Genomic DNA, 17,458 nt, shown 5'->3' with positions numbered 1-17,458 from the left:
TTTTTTCCTCCAACTCCTTTATCAAAAGGGTTAATTGAACATATCGCTGATTGAACGTCCGTCGTGGTTACGTTTGATAGCGTCGGCCAGCAAATACGAAACCGACAACACGTCCACTTTCGGCCCTAAATCGCGGATAGGCAAAGAGTCGGTAATGACCAACTTCTTGATATCGGATTTATTGATGCGTTCTATTGCATTGCGCGACAAAAGGCCATGCGTACAAGCCGCATAGATTTCACGCGCGCCGCGTTCTTTGATTTTTTGGGCTACGGTCGTCAGCGTTCCGGCCGTATCCACGATATCATCAAAAATAATGGCTACTTTATCTTGCACGTCCCCGATGACGTTATACACCACCGCTTCATTGGGTTTGGGGCGGCGTTTATCAATAATCACGAGCCCCGCATCCATGCGTGCGGCAAATTTGCGGGCGCGTTCCACGCCGCCCACATCGGGAGAGATGACCACAATGTCTTTGTGGTCAAATTGTGAAAAATAGTCTAAAAATACTTTGCGTGCCCGCAAATGATCCACCGGAATATCAAAGAAACCCTGAATTTGTCCGGCATGTAAATCTACCGTCATAATACGGTCGGCTCCGGCTTCGGTAATTAAATTACAGGCCAGTTTAGCCGTTATCGGCACGCGCGGGGAAGATTTCCGGTCTGCACGGGCATAACCGAAATACGGAATTACCGCCGTAATTTTTCCGGCACTGGCGCGTTTGAACGCGTCAATAGTGATCAGCAGTTCCATCAAATTTTCATTGACGGGCGGGCAGGTGGGCTGTACGATATAGCAATCGTGCGCGCGGACGCTTTCCAAAATCTGCACATCAATTTCGCCGTCTGCAAACCGCTCCACACGCAATTTGCCCAAGTCCATATTCAAATGTCCGCAAATTTTCTGCGCTAATGCAATGTTGGAATTGCCCGAGAAAATCCGCAAATCACCGTTTACACTTTTAGTCATTTTTGACCCCTTTGTTTTCTAATACGACCTGGCGCGCCCGGGCAATGCCCAGCGATTTGGCTGCTACTTCTTTGGTAATAGTAGAGCCCGCACCGATTTTTGCATACTCATGCACCGTTACAGGTGCCACAAAATTGACATTAGATCCCACAAACACATGGTCTTCAATAATCGTTTGATGTTTATTTTTACCATCGTAATTGCAGGTAATCGTTCCCGCACCGACGTTCACGCCGGCCCCCATTTGGGTATCCCCAATGTAACTTAAGTGATTTACTTTGGAGCCTTCACCGATGACTGATTTTTTTACTTCGCTGAAATTACCTACTTTGGCCCCTTTTTTAAGTACCGATTGCGGACGCAAATGTGCATACGGCCCTAATTGGCACGTTGCTTCCACCGTAGATTCTTCCACGTACGTTCCCATTTTTAAGGTTACGTTATCGCCAAGTACGGAATCTTTTACATACACGCCGCCTTCCAGCACACAGTTTTTGCCGATAGTCGTTTTCCCTAATATATAAGTACCGGGGTAAATAATGGTATCGGCCCCGATTTGGACACCTTCATCAATAAAGGTATTTTCGGGTTGGATAAGTGTAACGCCCTCGTTCATTAAACGAGCAGCGGTGCGGGCATATAAGATTTGTCCGGCCTCGGCCAATTGTGCTTTGCTGTTAATACCTAATGCTTCGGTAAAGTCATCTGCGCAAAAGACATCTACCGACTGATTCATTTGTTTAATCAGATAAAGGGTATCGGTTAAATAATACTCATTCTTCGGCCCTTGCGGAGTTAATTGTGTCAGCGCGGTTTGCAATAAATCCGATTTAAAAATATACATACCACTGTTAATTTCGGTAATTTTTTGGGTTTCTTCATCCGCGTCGGCTTGTTCTACAATAGACTCAAACCCGCCTTGCGCGTTACGAACAACGCGTCCGTATCCAAACGGGTTAGGCACATTGACACCCAATACCATCGCTCCGCTTTGGCGGTTAGTAAAATCAGTGACCATTTTTTCTAATGTTTCGGCGCGAAGTAACGGCGTATCGCCATTTAGAATAAGTACGGTTTCAAATTTTTTTAGAAGAGGCACAGCCGCTTTAACTGCAGAGCCGGATCCGGTCAGTTCGGTTTGCTCGGCAAATACTAACGGTGTATTTACGCCCCATGCTTGCAAACCGTCTTTCACGGTCTGCATAACTTGTTCGGCCCCGTTTCCTACTACAATGCCAATGGCCGCCGGGCGCAACGCATGGGCGGCTTTTAAAATATATGAGATAATCGGAAACCCGCAAACCGGGTGTAGTGGTTTGGGGAGAGAAGATTTCATTCGCGTGCCTTTTCCGGCCGCGAGAATTAACACACACAAATTCTTTTGGGCTACCATTTTGTTTAACTCTTGCCTAAAAAGTATAGAAATATTATAACAAATCAAAACAAACCATACAAGCGGCCATCTGTTTTTTCGGTGGAACTGGGTGTCTTATACGGCAAGTATTAAATTTTTCTTGAAAATCAAAAAATATATACAATATCTATAACAGTAAAAAATCAAACAGGACTTTTTTATGAAAAATAATAAAGCATTTACACTTATTGAATTATTGGTAGTAGTTTTAATAATCGGTATATTGGCGAGCGTTGCGCTGCCGCAATATCAAAAAGCCGTGGAAAAATCACGCGGAGCCCAAGCATTAAGTTTGCTAAAGTCAGTTGTTCAAGCCCAAGAAGCGTATCACATTGCTAACGGCGATTATGCCACCAATTTTGATGAACTGGCCCTAGAAATTCCGTGGGCAACCGGAAGCGCTTGTTGGGGCGGCTCAAAAGACCCCAGATCAAATGCCGATTGGACAATAGAAATTCAAAATAATGGTGGTTATGTAAATACGCACATCTGTCGAACCCGCGGGAAATATGCCGGGGCCGGATTTGAATGGGTGTTTGAAACAACATCCGGAGCACCTAAACAACAAATTTTATGTTTTGAAAGAACAAGCAGCGCAGATCTTTTGTTTGATACCAATTTATCAGCCGGAGATTATTGCGTAAAGTTATTCAAAGGAACTTTATCAACCGGAGCCTCCGGTAGATATTATTTATTACCTTAAACCGTAAAAGGCACAACTTTCCCATAGCAGGAGTTTGCGTCGGCATGCGTAATTTTCACATGCGCCAAACCGTGTAAATCTTTCGGGGCGTTTTCAATAAATACGGTTTGAAAATTGGAAGTTAGCCCGCGCGTTTGGCCTTCTTTGTATTCTTCCACAAATACCGTTTGTTCCGTTCCTACAAAAGATGCGGCAAATTGCCCCCGCAACTCTTTATCCAACGCGCGCAAAATTTCCGCGCGGCGTTTGATTTCTTCCGCGGGCAGTTGCGGCAGTTTGGCGGCTTTGGTGCCGGGGCGCGGCGAATAACTAAACACGTGAAGCCCCGCCAATTTTTGGGCACGGATAAAAGCAACCGTTTCTTCAAAATTATCTTTTGTTTCCGTAGGGAACCCGGCAATTACGTCTGCAAAAATGCCGATACCGGGCACGTTTTTACGTAAGTCCGCCACGCGCGCGGCGTACTGCGCCGTATTGTAATGGCGGTTCATCGCTTGTAATACCGGGTCGCTCCCCGCCTGCAACGGCAAGTGCAAATAATTACAAAACCGCGCAGGATAATTTTGCATGGCGCGGATAATTCCATCCGTTACTGTTTGGAGTTCTATGGACGAAAATCGCACGCGGAAATTGCCCGGCAGTTTGGTTATTTCTTCACAGAGTGCCGCTAAATCGGCCCCCGTTTTCGGGCAGCAAAAATTACCGATATTGATACCCGTAAGTACAATTTCGGCAAACCCGTTTTGTACGAGATTTTTGATTTCCGTTAAAACATCCGCCAACGGTTTAGAGCGTTTTTCCGTTCGTGCAAACGGCACAATGCAGTACGAGCAAAAACAGTCACACCCGTCTTGAATTTTAATAAACGCGCGGCTATGGCCTTCATGTCCGGACACGGTCCAACAAAGATCTTCTTCATCAAAAAGCACGCGGCCCAAATCGTATTTTCCTACGATTCGCGCGGTGGGAAAAATCTCCCGAATATGCGCCCGGTGCGCCGCAGCATAACACCCGGTTAAAATCAGTTTTGTGTTTGGATTGCGACGCAGAATTTGGCGAATTAATTTTTCTACATCTTTATCGGCCTGATGAGTAACGGTACACGTGTTTAATACGCAAATATCCGCCGTTTCAAAATCGGCCGCAGGCGTAAAATGATGGCGTAAAAAATCTTCTAAAAGCGCTTGGCTTTCTACTTGGTTGACGCGACACCCGAACGTTTTAATAAAAAAAGTGGTCATAAAAGTTTAGCACAGGCGGCGATACAAGCCGTTTCGGCCCGCAAGATATTTACACCCAAAGTTACCGCCGGCGTATGATGCGAGGCCGCCAGCGCAACTTCGTCCGCCGTCCAACCGCCCGCCGGGCCGATAAAAAGGCGAACGTGTTGCGGGTGATTTAATTGTGCTAATCCCCACGAAAGCGTGTGATTTTGTTCGGCTTCATAAGCGAGCAAAGACGGTATTTTTTGCTCCGTAATGACTTGCGAAAAAGGCGCGGGTTTTACTAATTTCGGTAAAAAAGGTGTGTTACACTGTTTGCACGCGGCAAGCATAATTTGCTCCCAGCGGATTTGTTTTTCTTCCCACTTTTTGAAAATATCATATTCACTGCGCGCGGAAGAAACCGGCTGAAAAAACGTGACGCCCAACTGCGTGCATTTATCCAATACTTCTTCTAACCCAACGCGCGAATTAGGCACAAAACAAAGCGTAATTTGCAAAGGAACGCGGCGCACGTCATGCTTTTTAAGAAGTGTGCCGCGCACAAATTTTTTTTGGATTTTATCAATGCGCCCGTCGTATTGGCGGCCTGTACCGTCAAACACAAGTATGGTGTCGCCTTCTTTATGGCGTTGAACAGTAGCCGCGTGGTGGGCCTCGTCATCTAGTAAGAAAAATTCGGTTTCTTTGATATCCGCAAAATACTGGGGCATACAAGTTTTACCTTTTAGAACAACATCTTTAATCCGTAAATAAGATTATTTGACGAGTTTTCCGTCACCTAAACACAACGAATAACCATAATATGCATAACTTTCCACGAGTGAATTGCGCGGAACGGTTACGGTTTTATCGTATTTTGATTTTTCTTTCATCAGCAAACAATACAATGCGCTTTTTTTCGGATCCGGAGTTTGGCGAGAAATAATAAAATACCGGTTTTCGGTTTTACTAACCGGCATTAAATACAAGCCCAATTGTTCACGTAAGGTTTCATCGGAACATTTGGTATTTTTCTTTAAAAATTTTAATTCTTTAGCAGAAATTTCCACATAGCCGGCTTTTTTAAGTTCTTCTTCCAACCGCGCCATTTGTTTGAGTAATTCTTGGCTCGGCGGGGTAGATTCGTTAGGGAGTAAAAACACTTTACGGTTTTTCAACGCTTCCGTATAAGCAAAGAAACCGCTGGGCGTAAGCGTATTATCTTTTTTAAATAACTTATACCCTTTCAAATCGCGTAATTTGAACACATCTTGCACCGGAACGCCCGCCCGTTGGAAAACGGCAATGGCATCTTGGCCGATATGTTTTTGTAAGGCTTGATAGCCGGCTAACGTTAAAATTTCACGCTCAAAAGCCGTTCCTTTATTAAGCGTTACCAAATAATCACCGGGGACTTTAGGATATTTATTATGTAAATAACTAACACCCATGCGTTGTTCGGCAAGGTGAATTTCACTAAATAATTTACGCAAAGAATCGGTCAGTTCTGTAACATCCGGTTGGATGGCATAGCGTTGTTTTAAGGCATCTAAAATTTCTTCATCACTCATGTAATCCGGCTCTAAATTGATAAGCCGTTGACGCGCTACTAAGTTAAGCGGCTCTACGGCCAGTGCCGAGCGGTAAAAGCCCGCGGCGCCTTTTTTATCGCCCTTATATTCGGTAATAACACCTTTGCCTACTAAAGAATTAACGTTGGCCGCGTTGGACACGAGCGACTTGCTGTACCACTCTAACGCTTCGTCGTTTTTCTGGCGTTTCAGGGCGATATCCCCCAACATAGAATAGGTATAAGAAAAATACGGAGAGGTGCGTTTCATTTCCGCAAGGGCCGCACGAAAAGCGGTATCTGCTCCGTCTAAATCATCCAGCGTTAAAAGGGCTCCGCCCAACGATAATTGCGCATCGGAATTTTTAGGATCCAATTGAACACATTGGGTAAAAGTAGTTTTAGCCGCTTGATAATTTTGGGCATTAAACTCTTTTTTGCCTTGTTCCAAACAAGATTGCATGTTCGTAAAATTTTGGGCCGCATACGTCCAAGATATGGCACCTAAAAATAATAATCCGCTAACCCAAAACGGTTTGACTACACGCATAAACAACTCCTATCAATTTTTCGGCTTTGGTCAGTTTTACGCTGCGAGAAACGATAAAACCGCTTTTACTTATTTTAGCAAGATTTTTAGCATAAACGCACCCCATCATCCGGCAAGGAAGCATTTTCAGGCGGGGTAACGTTTTCATTTGGGCAAAGGCTTTTTGATAATATGCACGCGCCGTTTGCGCCAATTCGGCCAGCACTTGCGATGTTTTTTCTTGTGATTTTCCGGCTAAAATATCATCACGCGTTAAGCCGTATTTCGTCAACAAATCTACGGGCAAATAAACGCGATTTAATTTGGCATCTTCGCAAACATCCCGAATAATATTGGTTAGTTGTACCGCGCGGCCTAAATTTTCGGCCAAGGTGCGAGCGGGCTGTTTAGAAACTTCCAAGATATCCAATGTAGCCAGCCCCACCACCACCGCCACTCGGTACAAATAGGTATTGAGTTCCTCTTGCGTATGATAAATTTTGCCTTTTAGATCATCGCGCATGCCTTCAATCAGTTGCACAAAACTTTCTTTACCGATAGCAAATTCATCCACCGCTTGCGCTAATTGTTGGCCCAAGGGGGTTTGCGGCGTATGATTAAAAATGTGCGTTACTTCTTCCTGCCAAAAATCTAATTCTTTAAGCGGATCCTTGACATTCGGTTCATCGGCAATATCATCCATTAAACGGCAAAACTCGTAATAGGCCGCCAAAGCCGTCCGGCGGCGTTTGGATACAAAGAAAAACGCCGGGCCGAAACTGGATTTTTTATAGGACGTATTTACAGACGGTTTATTTTCTTCCATGTTTTTTTAAGTACGACAAGGCCGCCCCTGTGGCCGTAGCATACAGCGCATTTTGCGGAATAGTAAATTTGACACCATGCATTTTGTAAAGCGCATCAAATACTTTTTTGGCAAACGGTACTTGCGTCAGCGTACCCGTCAGCACGACATCTTTTACCCGATCGTTGCGGCAAGCAAAAACAGCCAACATACCGATCGTTTGGAACGTCATATTCAAAATGCCCAGCGTGATATCGGCCGGGGTTGCGCCGTCTTCCATTTTGCCGAAGTTGGATGCGGTTGTATCGGGCGGCAAGGTGGGAATTTCCGCCGAGCTGATATCTTTAATGTTCAAATCTACCTTGCCCAACTTACCGGTTTTGGCAAGTTCGGTCACCGTCTTAAACGAAGTGGCCCCGCACATTTTACCGCACAAACCTACCACCGTTCCTCCGCCGATACCCGAACCGCCGATGTGGGAAATGCCGTTTTGCCCGGCGCGGACAAATGCCGTTCCGGTACCCATACTGACAATCAACCCTTCTTTTTTACCGGATAATTCCAATCCGCCCAAACCGATTGCCAAAAACTCATCTACTTTTTCGGTAGGGATTCCGTAAATGTCTTTGGTAAAAAGCGAAGCGCCAACCCCGGTTAAAATAATACGGGTAATGTCCGTAAGCGAAAGTCCGTTTTCGCTCACAAATTTTCCAAAGGCACCGTACGCGGATGTTTGCGGATCAGCCGCTTCCACTTTGAGAAAAGAAACAGGCTTTCCGTCGTCTGTATAACCCACGATTTTTGTGGTAGAACCACCGACATCAATACCGATAACTATGCTCATATTTCTCCTTATTTTAACCCGATAGATTTTAAGAACGGCTCGTTACTGACCGGGCGGCCCAAAAAGTTTTTAACCATATCTTCTTCTTCTATGGTGCTGCCTTTTTCTAAAATTTCGCGGCGGTATTTTAAGCCGGTGTTCGTGTCAAAAATACCGTTTTTTTCAAACTCGCTGAAGAAGTCTTCCGCAATCACTTCCGACCATAAATATCCGTAATATCCCGCATCATACCCGCCCATAATATGCCCGAACGCGGCTTGCGGAATGGTATCTTTCTGTAACCGGATATGACAGATTTTTTTGGTCATATCGTAGTAAAGTTTAGTGGTATCGGGTGTTTTATCCATCGTATGAAGCGTCATATCATATTGCGCAAAAAAGTTTTGGCGCAAATAAGCGTTGCCCGTACCGAAATTTTTAGCATCAATCATACGTTTGATAATATCATCCGGCAGCGGCTCACCCGTTTTGTAGTGCTTGCTGATTTTTTTAAGCACCGTCGGATTCCATGCCCAACGCTCTAAAAGTTGGCTGGGGGCTTCCACGAAGTCCCAACTGACGCTGGTGCCTGCTTGCGGCGCATATTTAGCGCGCGTTAAAGCATTGTGCAAGACGTGACCAAACTCATGAAACAAGGTTTCCACTTCGCTGTGTTTTAATAAAGACGGTGTATCTTTAGACGGCTTATTCATGTTAGCCACAATCGCCACAAACGGCGTTTGATAGGTGCCGTCTTGTTTTTCTTCTCCGCCGACTAAATCAAAACAGGCCGCGTGTTTATATTTCCCTTCGCGCGGGTAAAGGTCCATATAAAAGTAAGCAATTAAATGTTTGTCTTGTTTGTCTTTAATGGCAAATGCTTTAACATCCTCGTGCCAAACGGGAATATTTACCGGCTCAAACGTAATGCCAAACAAATTGCCGAATAAATCCAGCATACCGTCCACCACTACTTGCGACGGAAAATATTCTTTGATTTTTTCACTGTCTAAATTCAAATATTCTTTGCTGTATTTATAACCCCAGTAGGCACTTTCCCACGGGAAAAGTTCGCGTGATTTTTTACCGGTTTTTTCGTTTTTATAGGCCACCATTTTTTTGGTTTCTTCTTTTCCCAGCGGCGTTAATTTCTTTTGCAGATCTTTCAAAAACGTCATCACTTTTTTGGGATTTTTAGCCATGCGGTTTTCTAATTGTACGTCGGCATAAGTCTTGTAACCGAGCAGGTGCGCAGCATCGCGGCGAAGCGTAAGAGACTCTTCTAATAACGCTACGTTTTTTTCTCCGCCGCGGCGGTTATATTTATAGTTAAGTTCCTTGCGTGCGTTTTCGTCTTCGGCACTTTTCATAAACGGGATAACGTCGGGATAATCTAACGTAACAATATATTTTCCGTCATCTGTTTTTTGGAGTTTTTGGATATAATCTTCGTCCAAACCGTTTAATTGTTCGCGTGTTACATAAAGCGGATCTTTATATTCGCGAATATTTTGGTCAAAGGAAATCGCATTTTGCGATTCTTTTTTATTAAGGGCTTTATATTTTTCTAAATCTTCGTCGTTAAGATCCATCCCTTTGTACTTAAACCCGATTAGCATTTCTTTAACGAGTTTAGCCTGCACCGGATCTAATTGCGGGTTGGTGTCCGTATATTGGCGGATCGCACGGTAAATATCGCGTCGGGCGGCAACGTCCACCAAATACTGACTGGTTTGCATTTCCAATTCCACCACGGCGTCGCGCAATTTTTTATCGGTGGAAACATATCCTAAAAATCCGCTGACACCAAGCGCATCGTGATATTTTTGAAAGATACGATAATACCCCAAAATGGTATTATCAAACGTGCGTTTTTCGGCGGGCATCGCCACAAATTCAGCAAGTTCTTTTTCTAACTGCTTGCGGGCGGCGGCTTCGGTAGGGGCAAGGTCTTCGGCCTTATAATTAAAGTGTAAAACTCCTTTTTCGTTAAACATACTTGGCATACCTTGCACTCCCGTTACGGCAAAAAACAATGCCGCAATTAAAATTATTTTTGTTTTTTTCATAGTAATATACTACACTCTTTAGTGTACGGTAGGAACCGTATATAAATTGTAACAAATAATGTGTTACCCATATTTATTTGTTATAATTTTATGTAGCCGATTTAGGCACTGAAAATTCACACAAAAAGGAACTGTGGAAAACAAACATGTACGAACCGTTTGTAGCAAAAGAGATCTTCCTTACCAAGGGGATCGGACGTCACAAAGAAAAACTGGCCAGTTTTGAAGAGGCCTTGCGCGATGCACACATTGCGCCGTTTAACATTGTGCCGGTGTCCAGCATTTTTCCGCCCGGTTGCAAACTTATTCCCGCCAGCAAAGGCCGCGAAAAATTAAGACCCGGGCAAATTTTGCACTGCGTCATCAGCCGCAACACCAGCAACGAATATCGCCGCATGATTGCAGCGTCCGTCGGTGTGGCTATTCCCAAAGACGGCAAAAACAACTACGGCTATTTGTCCGAACACCATAGTTTCGGCGAGACCGATAAACAAGCCGGCGACTACGCCGAAGACTTGGCGGCCTTGATGCTTTCCACCACGCTCGGTATTGATTTTGATAACGATACCACGTGGGATAAAAAAGAAGAAATTTGGAAAATGAGCGGTAAAATTGTCCGCACCACTAACATCACACAATCTGCTATCTGTGTAGATGGTATGTGGACGACGGTTCTTGCCGCTGCTGTATTTGTCAGATAGTGAACGGTATTTTTGTGAGCGAAGACAACGTACAGACTGATAAGTTTATGGGGTTAGAGAGCAAAACAAGTTCTCTGCCCCTTTGTAAATTCGTAGTCGTGCCCGTGCCGTTTGAAAAAACGGTCTGCTACGGACACGGTACTGCCAAAGGCCCGGCCGCCGTTATTGAAGCCTCCACCCAAATTGAGTTATGGGACGAAGAAACCAAAACCGAAACGTGGGAACTCGGCATCAATACCCAACCGGCAATCAATTGCAAAGGTTCCACTAACACCGTTTTCAAAAACATTGATAAAACGGTGCGTAACTTAATGCAATATAAGGCCATTCCGTTTTATATCGGCGGAGAACACACCGTCACGCAAGCCCTTGCTCAACCTTATATTGAAAAATATAAGAATTTAAGCATTTTGCACTTTGACGCACATGCCGATTTGCGCCCGACGTTTGAAGGAACGCCCAAAAGCCATGCGTGCGCGTTATATCCGGCGTCGCGCCAAGTCAAAGTAGTGCAAGTAGGGATCAGAAGCGTCGCCAGCGAAGAAAAGCAATTCTGCAACGCGGGCAACGTAACCACCTATTTAATGCACGAACACCGCGACATTAAAAAACTGATTCCGCAAGTGGTTAAAAAACTGACGGACACCGTTTATATTACCATTGATGTGGACGGCTTTGATCCGTCGGTCATTCCGGCAACGGGCACCCCGCAACCGGGCGGATTTATGTGGTATGAAGCGTTGGACTTGTTCCGCGAAGTCATCAAACACAAAAAAATTGTGGCCATTGACGTGGTGGAATCATGCAAACGCAGCGCCGATACGATTACGGAGTTCAACGTATCCAAACTGATTTACCGCTTAATGGGATATCTGGCGCTTAAAGACCAAAAGAAGAAATAAAAGTTTGGTAGAAATAAAAACTCCCCGCGCAAACGGGGAGTTTTTGTTCGCAAAGAATTAGGGCAAATCGTAATAATACCAACTGCCCGTAGTGTCAGTATAAGTACCTTTTTCCAATTTGGCGCAAAAATCACCTATGGTGCTATCACCGGAAGAATGTTTTTCGCGGCACCGGAGATGTTGATTGATACTATCAAAGAAAAACCCCGTACATTTATAGGGATTCTCCAGCCACACGGCTTGCACGCTTATATAAGAAGGATCATTTGCGTGCCCGCCTAACACAATTTCAAAATTTTTTCCGCGGCGAACCGCATCGGTACCGCCAATGGCAAATCCGCATTTATCTTCCGCCGAGCCGTTTTGAACGGGCGCGGAAAGCGGCAAATCTAAATCCAACACGTCAAAATTAAAAGAATATTGCCCGTTGGCCATATAGTATGCTTGCTCTGCTTGCGCAACAGATTGTGCCAATGTTTTCAGTTGTGCATTGCGACTTTTCCACACGGCTTTTTGATATTGCGGCAAGGCTACACTCGCCAATATACCGATAATCAAAACTACCACTAATAGTTCTATTAACGTAAATGCTTTATTGTTCATACAAAGACTCCTTTTTCATGTCCTTTTATAAAAACTAGCAAAAAAAAAAACGATGTCAAGTTTTGCCTGATGGGCGGGCAAAAAAAGCAAAATAACGGTATCTATTTCCCTTTTTCTTTTTTCTTCATTTCTTTCCACACCGCAAGGGCTTCTTCGGGGGTAGCCGCCTTGGCGTGATCGCCGAACACATGCGGATGACGGCGGTGGAGTTTATCGTATAAGCCTTGTATCACGTCGTCAATGGTGAAAAACCCTTCTTCTTTGGCAATTTGCGCGTGTAAAAGGACTTGCAACAACACATCGCCGAGTTCTTCCTTCATATTGTCCACGTCTTTTTTTTCAATAGCGGCCACTAATTCTTCCGCTTCTTCGCGCATATTTTTAATTAGGCTTTCATGTGTTTGTTTTTTGTCCCACGGGCATCCGTTCGGCCCGCGCAAAATAGCAAAAGTTTCCACTAACTCGTCAAATGTATTTTTCATCTGCAACTCCGTTAGAAATAATATACAATTATTATATGAAAATAAAATTCTTCCTTTTAACCTTTTTTTGTTTTTTTGCGTTTAGCGCCACCGCACAAATTACCGTTGTGCGCGTCCAAAATCACCAAGTATATCTAGATACGTCCTCGGCCCAGCAAACTGTGCACAAAGGGGATACTTTCAAAGTGATTTTATCGTCGGAAAAACTGACCAATCCCAAAACGGGAAAAGAATTGGGGCTACTGTATAATTACTCCGAACCCGGCGTTATTACCGAAGTACAACCGCTGTATGCGGTAGGGAAATTACCGTCGGAAAAAGGAATTCAAATCGGGCAAGAAGCCGTGATGGAAAGCACGCAACCAAACGTGCAACCGCAAGAAAAAACAGCACAAAAAGAACAAGCCCCTGCCACTTCCGACGTGAAAAAAATTATTTACGAACCGATTGAACAAGAAGTAGTCGCGCTAACCACCGGTGCGGTTTCCGCAACAAATGCCGACAACATTATTACGCTTTCCACAAAAGGAAAATTAACCGTATGGAACCGCAATAAAGAAAAATTACAAGAAGTTACTTCTTATCAACTTCCCGTCGGTAAAACACCGCTCTCTGTGTCGGCCGGAAAAATTCGCGGTAACGATACGGCCGAAGTTTTTGTGTCGGTATATGAAGAATCTCTTTCCCGCATTTCCACGCTCGTTTTAGCATATGAAAACGGACAATGGACAACGCTTGCCACCTTGCCGTATTTCGTCAAAGAAACAGGGTGTGACGAAAAAACCGTTTGGATGCAACGCCCCTTTATACTTGGTGCGCGCCCGGGCAACGCACGTAACATTATCTATAAAGACAGAAAATTTGTAGCAGGGGAATTACAACTTGATACGCGCCATAATTGGCTGACCGGCTTAAATATGTTCCCCGTTGATAAAGACGAAAAAAAACTGATTTACACAACCCCTACCGGGCAAATTAAATTGGAACCTTCCAAAGGAAAAACGGCTACCTATAAAGATGTTTCCGTTGGGGCTCCAAATCGTGTAAAATATAAGCAGGAAATGGTGCGTTTTTATCCCGCGCTGCAAGTGCTTAAATGGCAAGACCGCCCGCAAGCGGCTGTCGTAGAAAATACGGCCAACTTCGGCTTACTTTCCGGCACGTTCGGGCAATACAGCGGCGGAAAAATTCACTTTTTGGCTTTTGCAAAAGGGCGGCTGACTCCCACACAAACCGTTGAAATGGACGGCTTTATGTATGACACCGCTTGCACCCCCGCGGCGTTACTCACCGCAGAAGTATTATCGGACGGCAATAGTTCCGTCGTAGAAATTTTGAATTAGGAGAATTTCCTTATGGCTCAAGACACCAACGAAAAAATCAATGTATTAGATAAAGGTTTCGTACGCTTAGTTGATTTTATGGGCGGCGATGACCGTGCCGTACAAGCAGCCCGCGTATCGTTCGGCGCCGTTTCCAAAGGCGAAGAACAAGACAAACGCTTAATTAAATACTTAATGCAACACGCACACCATACACCGTTTGAACATTGTTATTTTCAGTTTCATATTTGCTGCCCGATTTATGTAGCCCGCCAATGGATGCGCCACCGTTGGGGTTCGTATAACGAAGTCAGCGCGCGCTATACCGAAGTAAAAGACGAATTTTATATTCCTTCTTCTTTCCGCGGACAAGATACCAAAAACAAACAAGGCTCCGTGGCCGATTCTTCGTTAGATAACGAAAAATTACGCAAAATATATGAAGAAAGTGTAGAAGCGTCGTACGCCGCTTATCATAAACTGATTGAAGCCGGCGTGGCGCGTGAAATGGCACGCGGTGTTTTACCGGTATGCCAATATACCCAATTTTACTGGAGCGTTAACGCCAGAAGTCTGTTTAACTTTTTATGCCTGCGTACCGACAAACACGCCCAAGCAGAAATCCGCGTCTATGCCGACGAGATTGCCAAAATCGTGGCGCAAAAAATGCCGTGGTCGTGGGAAGCCTTTGAAGAGTTACACCGTCAACTGCCGTTAGGTTCGGAATAAAATTCGTTTATAACAGGGGAATTATGAAAATACTGGGAATGATTATGGCCGGCGGAAAAGGCGAACGCTTGTATCCGCTGACAAAAGAACGTTCAAAACCGTCTGTACCGTTCGGCGGGAAATACCGCATTGTGGATTTTGTATTGTCCAACTTTGTCAATTCGGGCATTTTCTCGTCTTATGTGTTAGTGCAGTATTTATCGCAAAGTTTAATTGAATATTTACGCACCACGTGGCGGTCGGAAGGTATTATGTCCGATCACTTTTTAACCTGCGTTCCGCCGCAAATGAGACTGGGAGAAATGTGGTATCGCGGGACGGCCGATTCGGTGCGGCAAAACATCAATTTGGTTAAAGATTTCGGCCCCGATTTGGTAGCGATTTTCGGCGCGGATCACATCTACCGCATGGACGTACGGCAAATGATTGATTTCCACCTGAAAAACAAAGCCGACGTTACCGTGGCCGCCAATACCGTACCGTTGGAAGAAGCCAGCGCGTTTGGAGTGCTTGGTGTAGATGCACAAAGCCGCATTATTCAGTTTGACGAAAAACCGGCCCATCCCAAACCGATTCCGGGCCATCCCAAATCGGCCTATGCTTCCATGGGCAACTATATTTTTAATGCGGATGTATTACTGCAAGTATTGCAAAAACGCTTTTGCGATGTGCCGGCGTTAGACTTCGGCAAACATATTTTACCGAAAATTCTAAAAGACCACCGCACGTTTGCCTATAACTTCCAAAGCCAAACGCTCCCCGGGGCCAAATCGTATGAAGAACAAGGCTATTGGCGCGACGTAGGAACGATTCAATCGTTCTGGCAAACGCACATGGATTTGTTAGGGCCGAAACCGAAATTGGACTTGAATAACCCCGAGTGGCCCATCAGCACCACCTTGCACCGTTTCCCCCCGACCAAATTTTTGGGCGGCACGGTGACCAACTCCATGATCGGCGACGGTTGTATCATCCACCCCAAAGCCAAAATTAAACACTCTGTCATCAGCGACGGTGTTTTCATCGGCGAAGGCGTGGAAATTGAAGATTGCGTCATTATGGATAATTGCGAAATCAAGGCCGGCGCCAAACTGAAAAAAGTGATTATGGACCGTTTTAATCACGTGGCGGCCCGCCAAACAATCGGCCATAATTTAGAAGCCGATTCGCAAAAATACTATATTGATCCGTCAGGCATTGTGGTACTGCCGCGCGGAAAGAGTAAGTTTTAATGGTCACACACGCGCCGCGCATAAAAACGCGGCGCATTTTTTATGATAGGTCATATTTTTTATAACACCGACGTTGCCCCTTATTTGCGCCGCACCGGACTGTTCAAAAAAGCCTTGGAAAAAGGCCTCAAAAATTTCGCCCGTCAACATATAGAAGTTAATGTGATTTTTGTGGACGAAAAAGAAATCTTGCGCGTAAATAAAGAATTTTTGGGGCATAATTACGTAACGGATGTTATCTCGTTTAACAATGAACGCCCGCCCATTTTGCCGCCCGGCGAGCCGTGGGCGTTTGGCGATATTTTTGTGTGCTACCAAGTGGCGCGGAAAAATGCACCGCAGTTTAATCACACCATTTTGCAAGAAATGATGATGTATGTAACACACGGTGCATTACACTTATCGGGTATGGATGACCACGACCCGAAAGACCGCGCGGAAATGGATAAGCAAGCAGAAAAAATTATTAAGCAAGTTTTAAGGAAATAACGCCTTTTCTCTTTTCTTTCCTTGTTTTTAACTCATTGCATTACGTCGTAAAATTGACGGACCGAAAGGTTTTTTTGACAAGTCAAAAAAAAAACCATAATATATTCATAGCAAAAAAATCAAACCGGAGAATTTTTATGAAAAACAACAAAGCGTTTACGCTTATTGAATTATTAGTAGTCGTTTTGATTATCGGTATTTTGGCGGCGGTGGCCGTACCGCAATATCAAAAAGCCGTGGAAAAATCTAAAGCCGTGCAAGCAATGACTTTATTAAAAACTCTTGGAGAAGCGGGACAAGTATATAAGATGGCAAACGGCAATTATCCGGAGACATTGGCCGATTTTGATATAGAAATTCCTTCTTGGACCGGAACCGACAAGGTTTACACAGCATATCCAGAAGTACATTCAACACAAGATTGGAACATACTATTTAACCAAACTTCAGATAAGCAAATACGGATGGAACGCTTAACAGGGAAGTATCGCGGCGCAGGATTTCAATATCAATGGGAAGGACTCCCCGGACATAGCGAAGAAGAAATCCCGTTAGATACAGTATTTTGTATAGAATATGCGGCCGGTTTCCAACTCGCTGCCGGGAGTTATTGTGAAAAAATTTTCAAAGGAACAAAAACCTCTTACAATGGCTCTTCGCGTGTTTATAAATTGCCTTAAATTTTCCCAATCAGTTCCCAAAATTCTTCTTCGGTAAGGACGAATAACACAAGGGAATTTGCTGTTTTCAAATTAGGCAGAAAAGAAAAAGCCCCGCCGTAAGGCAGGGCTTTTGTTACTTTTTATTCTCACTTCTAGGTACGCAAGTTAATTCTCTTGTTTTCAAATTTATGCCAAGGTAACGCCGCAAGTTGAGCGCCGCGTACGTCTTGCGGACGGTGCAAA

Annotated in this window: 18 protein-coding genes; 8 read left to right on the top strand and 10 right to left on the bottom strand. The window is 44.5% G+C overall.

Annotation, left to right across the window (positions count from 1 at the left end):
• Positions 1-30: 30 nt before the first annotated feature.
• Positions 31-975 carry a ribose-phosphate diphosphokinase gene (locus tag ACQY3H_RS03835; RefSeq protein WP_428075045.1) on the bottom strand — a complete coding sequence of 315 codons (945 nt, stop codon included), beginning with the start codon at positions 973-975 and terminating at the stop codon, positions 31-33.
• Positions 968-2,368, bottom strand: a complete 1,401-nt coding sequence (glmU, locus tag ACQY3H_RS03830) for a bifunctional UDP-N-acetylglucosamine diphosphorylase/glucosamine-1-phosphate N-acetyltransferase GlmU (protein ID WP_428075043.1) — start codon at positions 2,366-2,368, stop codon at positions 968-970. Before glmU ends, ACQY3H_RS03835 begins: the two co-directional genes overlap by 8 nt.
• 181 nt (positions 2,369-2,549) lie before the next feature.
• Here glmU and ACQY3H_RS03825 point away from each other — a divergent pair, with 181 nt between their 5' ends.
• Entirely contained in the window at positions 2,550-3,092 is a 543-nt protein-coding gene (locus tag ACQY3H_RS03825; protein WP_428075041.1) for a prepilin-type N-terminal cleavage/methylation domain-containing protein, read from the top strand.
• Here the strand turns inward: ACQY3H_RS03825 and mtaB are convergent.
• Genes mtaB through ACQY3H_RS03795 form a run of 6 tightly spaced genes read right to left on the bottom strand, consistent with a single transcriptional unit; the run spans position 3,089 to position 10,093 of the window.
• A complete protein-coding gene (gene mtaB, locus ACQY3H_RS03820; protein ID WP_428075039.1) occupies positions 3,089-4,333 on the bottom strand; it encodes a tRNA (N(6)-L-threonylcarbamoyladenosine(37)-C(2))-methylthiotransferase MtaB in 1,245 nt (414 codons plus the stop codon). The genes ACQY3H_RS03825 and mtaB overlap by 4 nt on opposite strands.
• The gene (locus ACQY3H_RS03815; RefSeq protein WP_428075037.1) at positions 4,330-5,028 is read right to left on the bottom strand and encodes an RsmE family RNA methyltransferase; all 699 of its coding nucleotides are present in this window, start codon (positions 5,026-5,028) and stop codon (positions 4,330-4,332) included. The genes mtaB and ACQY3H_RS03815 overlap by 4 nt, the downstream gene beginning before the upstream one ends.
• 45 nt (positions 5,029-5,073) lie before the next feature.
• Positions 5,074-6,417: a tetratricopeptide repeat protein gene (locus ACQY3H_RS03810; protein ID WP_428075035.1), complete on the bottom strand. Its 1,344-nt coding sequence runs from the start codon at positions 6,415-6,417 to the stop codon at positions 5,074-5,076.
• Positions 6,389-7,222 carry a phytoene/squalene synthase family protein gene (locus tag ACQY3H_RS03805; RefSeq protein ID WP_428075033.1) on the bottom strand — a complete coding sequence of 278 codons (834 nt, stop codon included), beginning with the start codon at positions 7,220-7,222 and terminating at the stop codon, positions 6,389-6,391. Before ACQY3H_RS03805 ends, ACQY3H_RS03810 begins: the two co-directional genes overlap by 29 nt.
• Positions 7,209-8,045, bottom strand: a complete 837-nt coding sequence (locus tag ACQY3H_RS03800; RefSeq protein ID WP_428075031.1) for a pantothenate kinase — start codon at positions 8,043-8,045, stop codon at positions 7,209-7,211. The genes ACQY3H_RS03805 and ACQY3H_RS03800 overlap by 14 nt, the downstream gene beginning before the upstream one ends.
• 8 nt (positions 8,046-8,053) lie before the next feature.
• Positions 8,054-10,093: a M3 family metallopeptidase gene (locus ACQY3H_RS03795; RefSeq protein WP_428075029.1), complete on the bottom strand. Its 2,040-nt coding sequence runs from the start codon at positions 10,091-10,093 to the stop codon at positions 8,054-8,056.
• 146 nt (positions 10,094-10,239) lie between these two features.
• Between ACQY3H_RS03795 and ACQY3H_RS03790 the strand changes: the two genes are divergently transcribed.
• The gene (locus ACQY3H_RS03790) at positions 10,240-10,794 is read left to right on the top strand and encodes a pyruvoyl-dependent arginine decarboxylase (RefSeq protein ID WP_428075027.1); all 555 of its coding nucleotides are present in this window, start codon (positions 10,240-10,242) and stop codon (positions 10,792-10,794) included.
• The gene (gene speB / locus ACQY3H_RS03785) at positions 10,755-11,696 is read left to right on the top strand and encodes an agmatinase (protein WP_428075025.1); all 942 of its coding nucleotides are present in this window, start codon (positions 10,755-10,757) and stop codon (positions 11,694-11,696) included. Before ACQY3H_RS03790 ends, speB begins: the two co-directional genes overlap by 40 nt.
• Before the next feature lie 57 nt (positions 11,697-11,753).
• On the opposite strand, the gene ACQY3H_RS03780 is transcribed toward speB, so the two are convergent.
• Together ACQY3H_RS03780 and ACQY3H_RS03775 are read right to left on the bottom strand one after the other, a co-directional pair.
• The gene (locus ACQY3H_RS03780; protein ID WP_428075023.1) at positions 11,754-12,299 is read right to left on the bottom strand and encodes a type IV pilin protein; all 546 of its coding nucleotides are present in this window, start codon (positions 12,297-12,299) and stop codon (positions 11,754-11,756) included.
• A 101-nt stretch (positions 12,300-12,400) separates the two neighbouring features.
• Entirely contained in the window at positions 12,401-12,781 is a 381-nt protein-coding gene (locus ACQY3H_RS03775) for a MazG family protein (RefSeq protein WP_428075021.1), read from the bottom strand.
• A gap of 35 nt (positions 12,782-12,816) precedes the next feature.
• Here ACQY3H_RS03775 and ACQY3H_RS03770 point away from each other — a divergent pair, with 35 nt between their 5' ends.
• The 5 genes from ACQY3H_RS03770 (at position 12,817) to ACQY3H_RS03750 (ending at position 17,233) form a co-directional block, all read left to right on the top strand.
• Positions 12,817-14,124, top strand: a complete 1,308-nt coding sequence (locus ACQY3H_RS03770; protein ID WP_428075019.1) for a hypothetical protein — start codon at positions 12,817-12,819, stop codon at positions 14,122-14,124.
• Positions 14,125-14,136: 12 nt separating this feature from the next.
• The gene (gene thyX / locus ACQY3H_RS03765) at positions 14,137-14,832 is read left to right on the top strand and encodes an FAD-dependent thymidylate synthase (protein ID WP_428075017.1); all 696 of its coding nucleotides are present in this window, start codon (positions 14,137-14,139) and stop codon (positions 14,830-14,832) included.
• A gap of 23 nt (positions 14,833-14,855) precedes the next feature.
• Positions 14,856-16,064: a glucose-1-phosphate adenylyltransferase gene (glgC, locus tag ACQY3H_RS03760; protein ID WP_428075015.1), complete on the top strand. Its 1,209-nt coding sequence runs from the start codon at positions 14,856-14,858 to the stop codon at positions 16,062-16,064.
• A 42-nt stretch (positions 16,065-16,106) separates the two neighbouring features.
• Positions 16,107-16,553: an rRNA maturation RNase YbeY gene (gene ybeY / locus ACQY3H_RS03755; protein ID WP_428075012.1), complete on the top strand. Its 447-nt coding sequence runs from the start codon at positions 16,107-16,109 to the stop codon at positions 16,551-16,553.
• A 137-nt stretch (positions 16,554-16,690) separates the two neighbouring features.
• Positions 16,691-17,233, top strand: coding sequence for a type IV pilin protein (locus ACQY3H_RS03750; protein ID WP_428075010.1), 543 nt, complete (start codon positions 16,691-16,693; stop codon positions 17,231-17,233).
• Positions 17,234-17,458: the final 225 nt, after the last annotated feature.

The organism is Candidatus Avelusimicrobium luingense (assembly GCF_902757105.1).
Lineage (GTDB): Bacteria > Elusimicrobiota > Elusimicrobia > Elusimicrobiales > Elusimicrobiaceae > Avelusimicrobium > Avelusimicrobium luingense.
The sequence above is the reverse complement of the archived record's forward strand: the minus strand, read 5'-3'. Positions and strand labels throughout refer to the sequence as shown.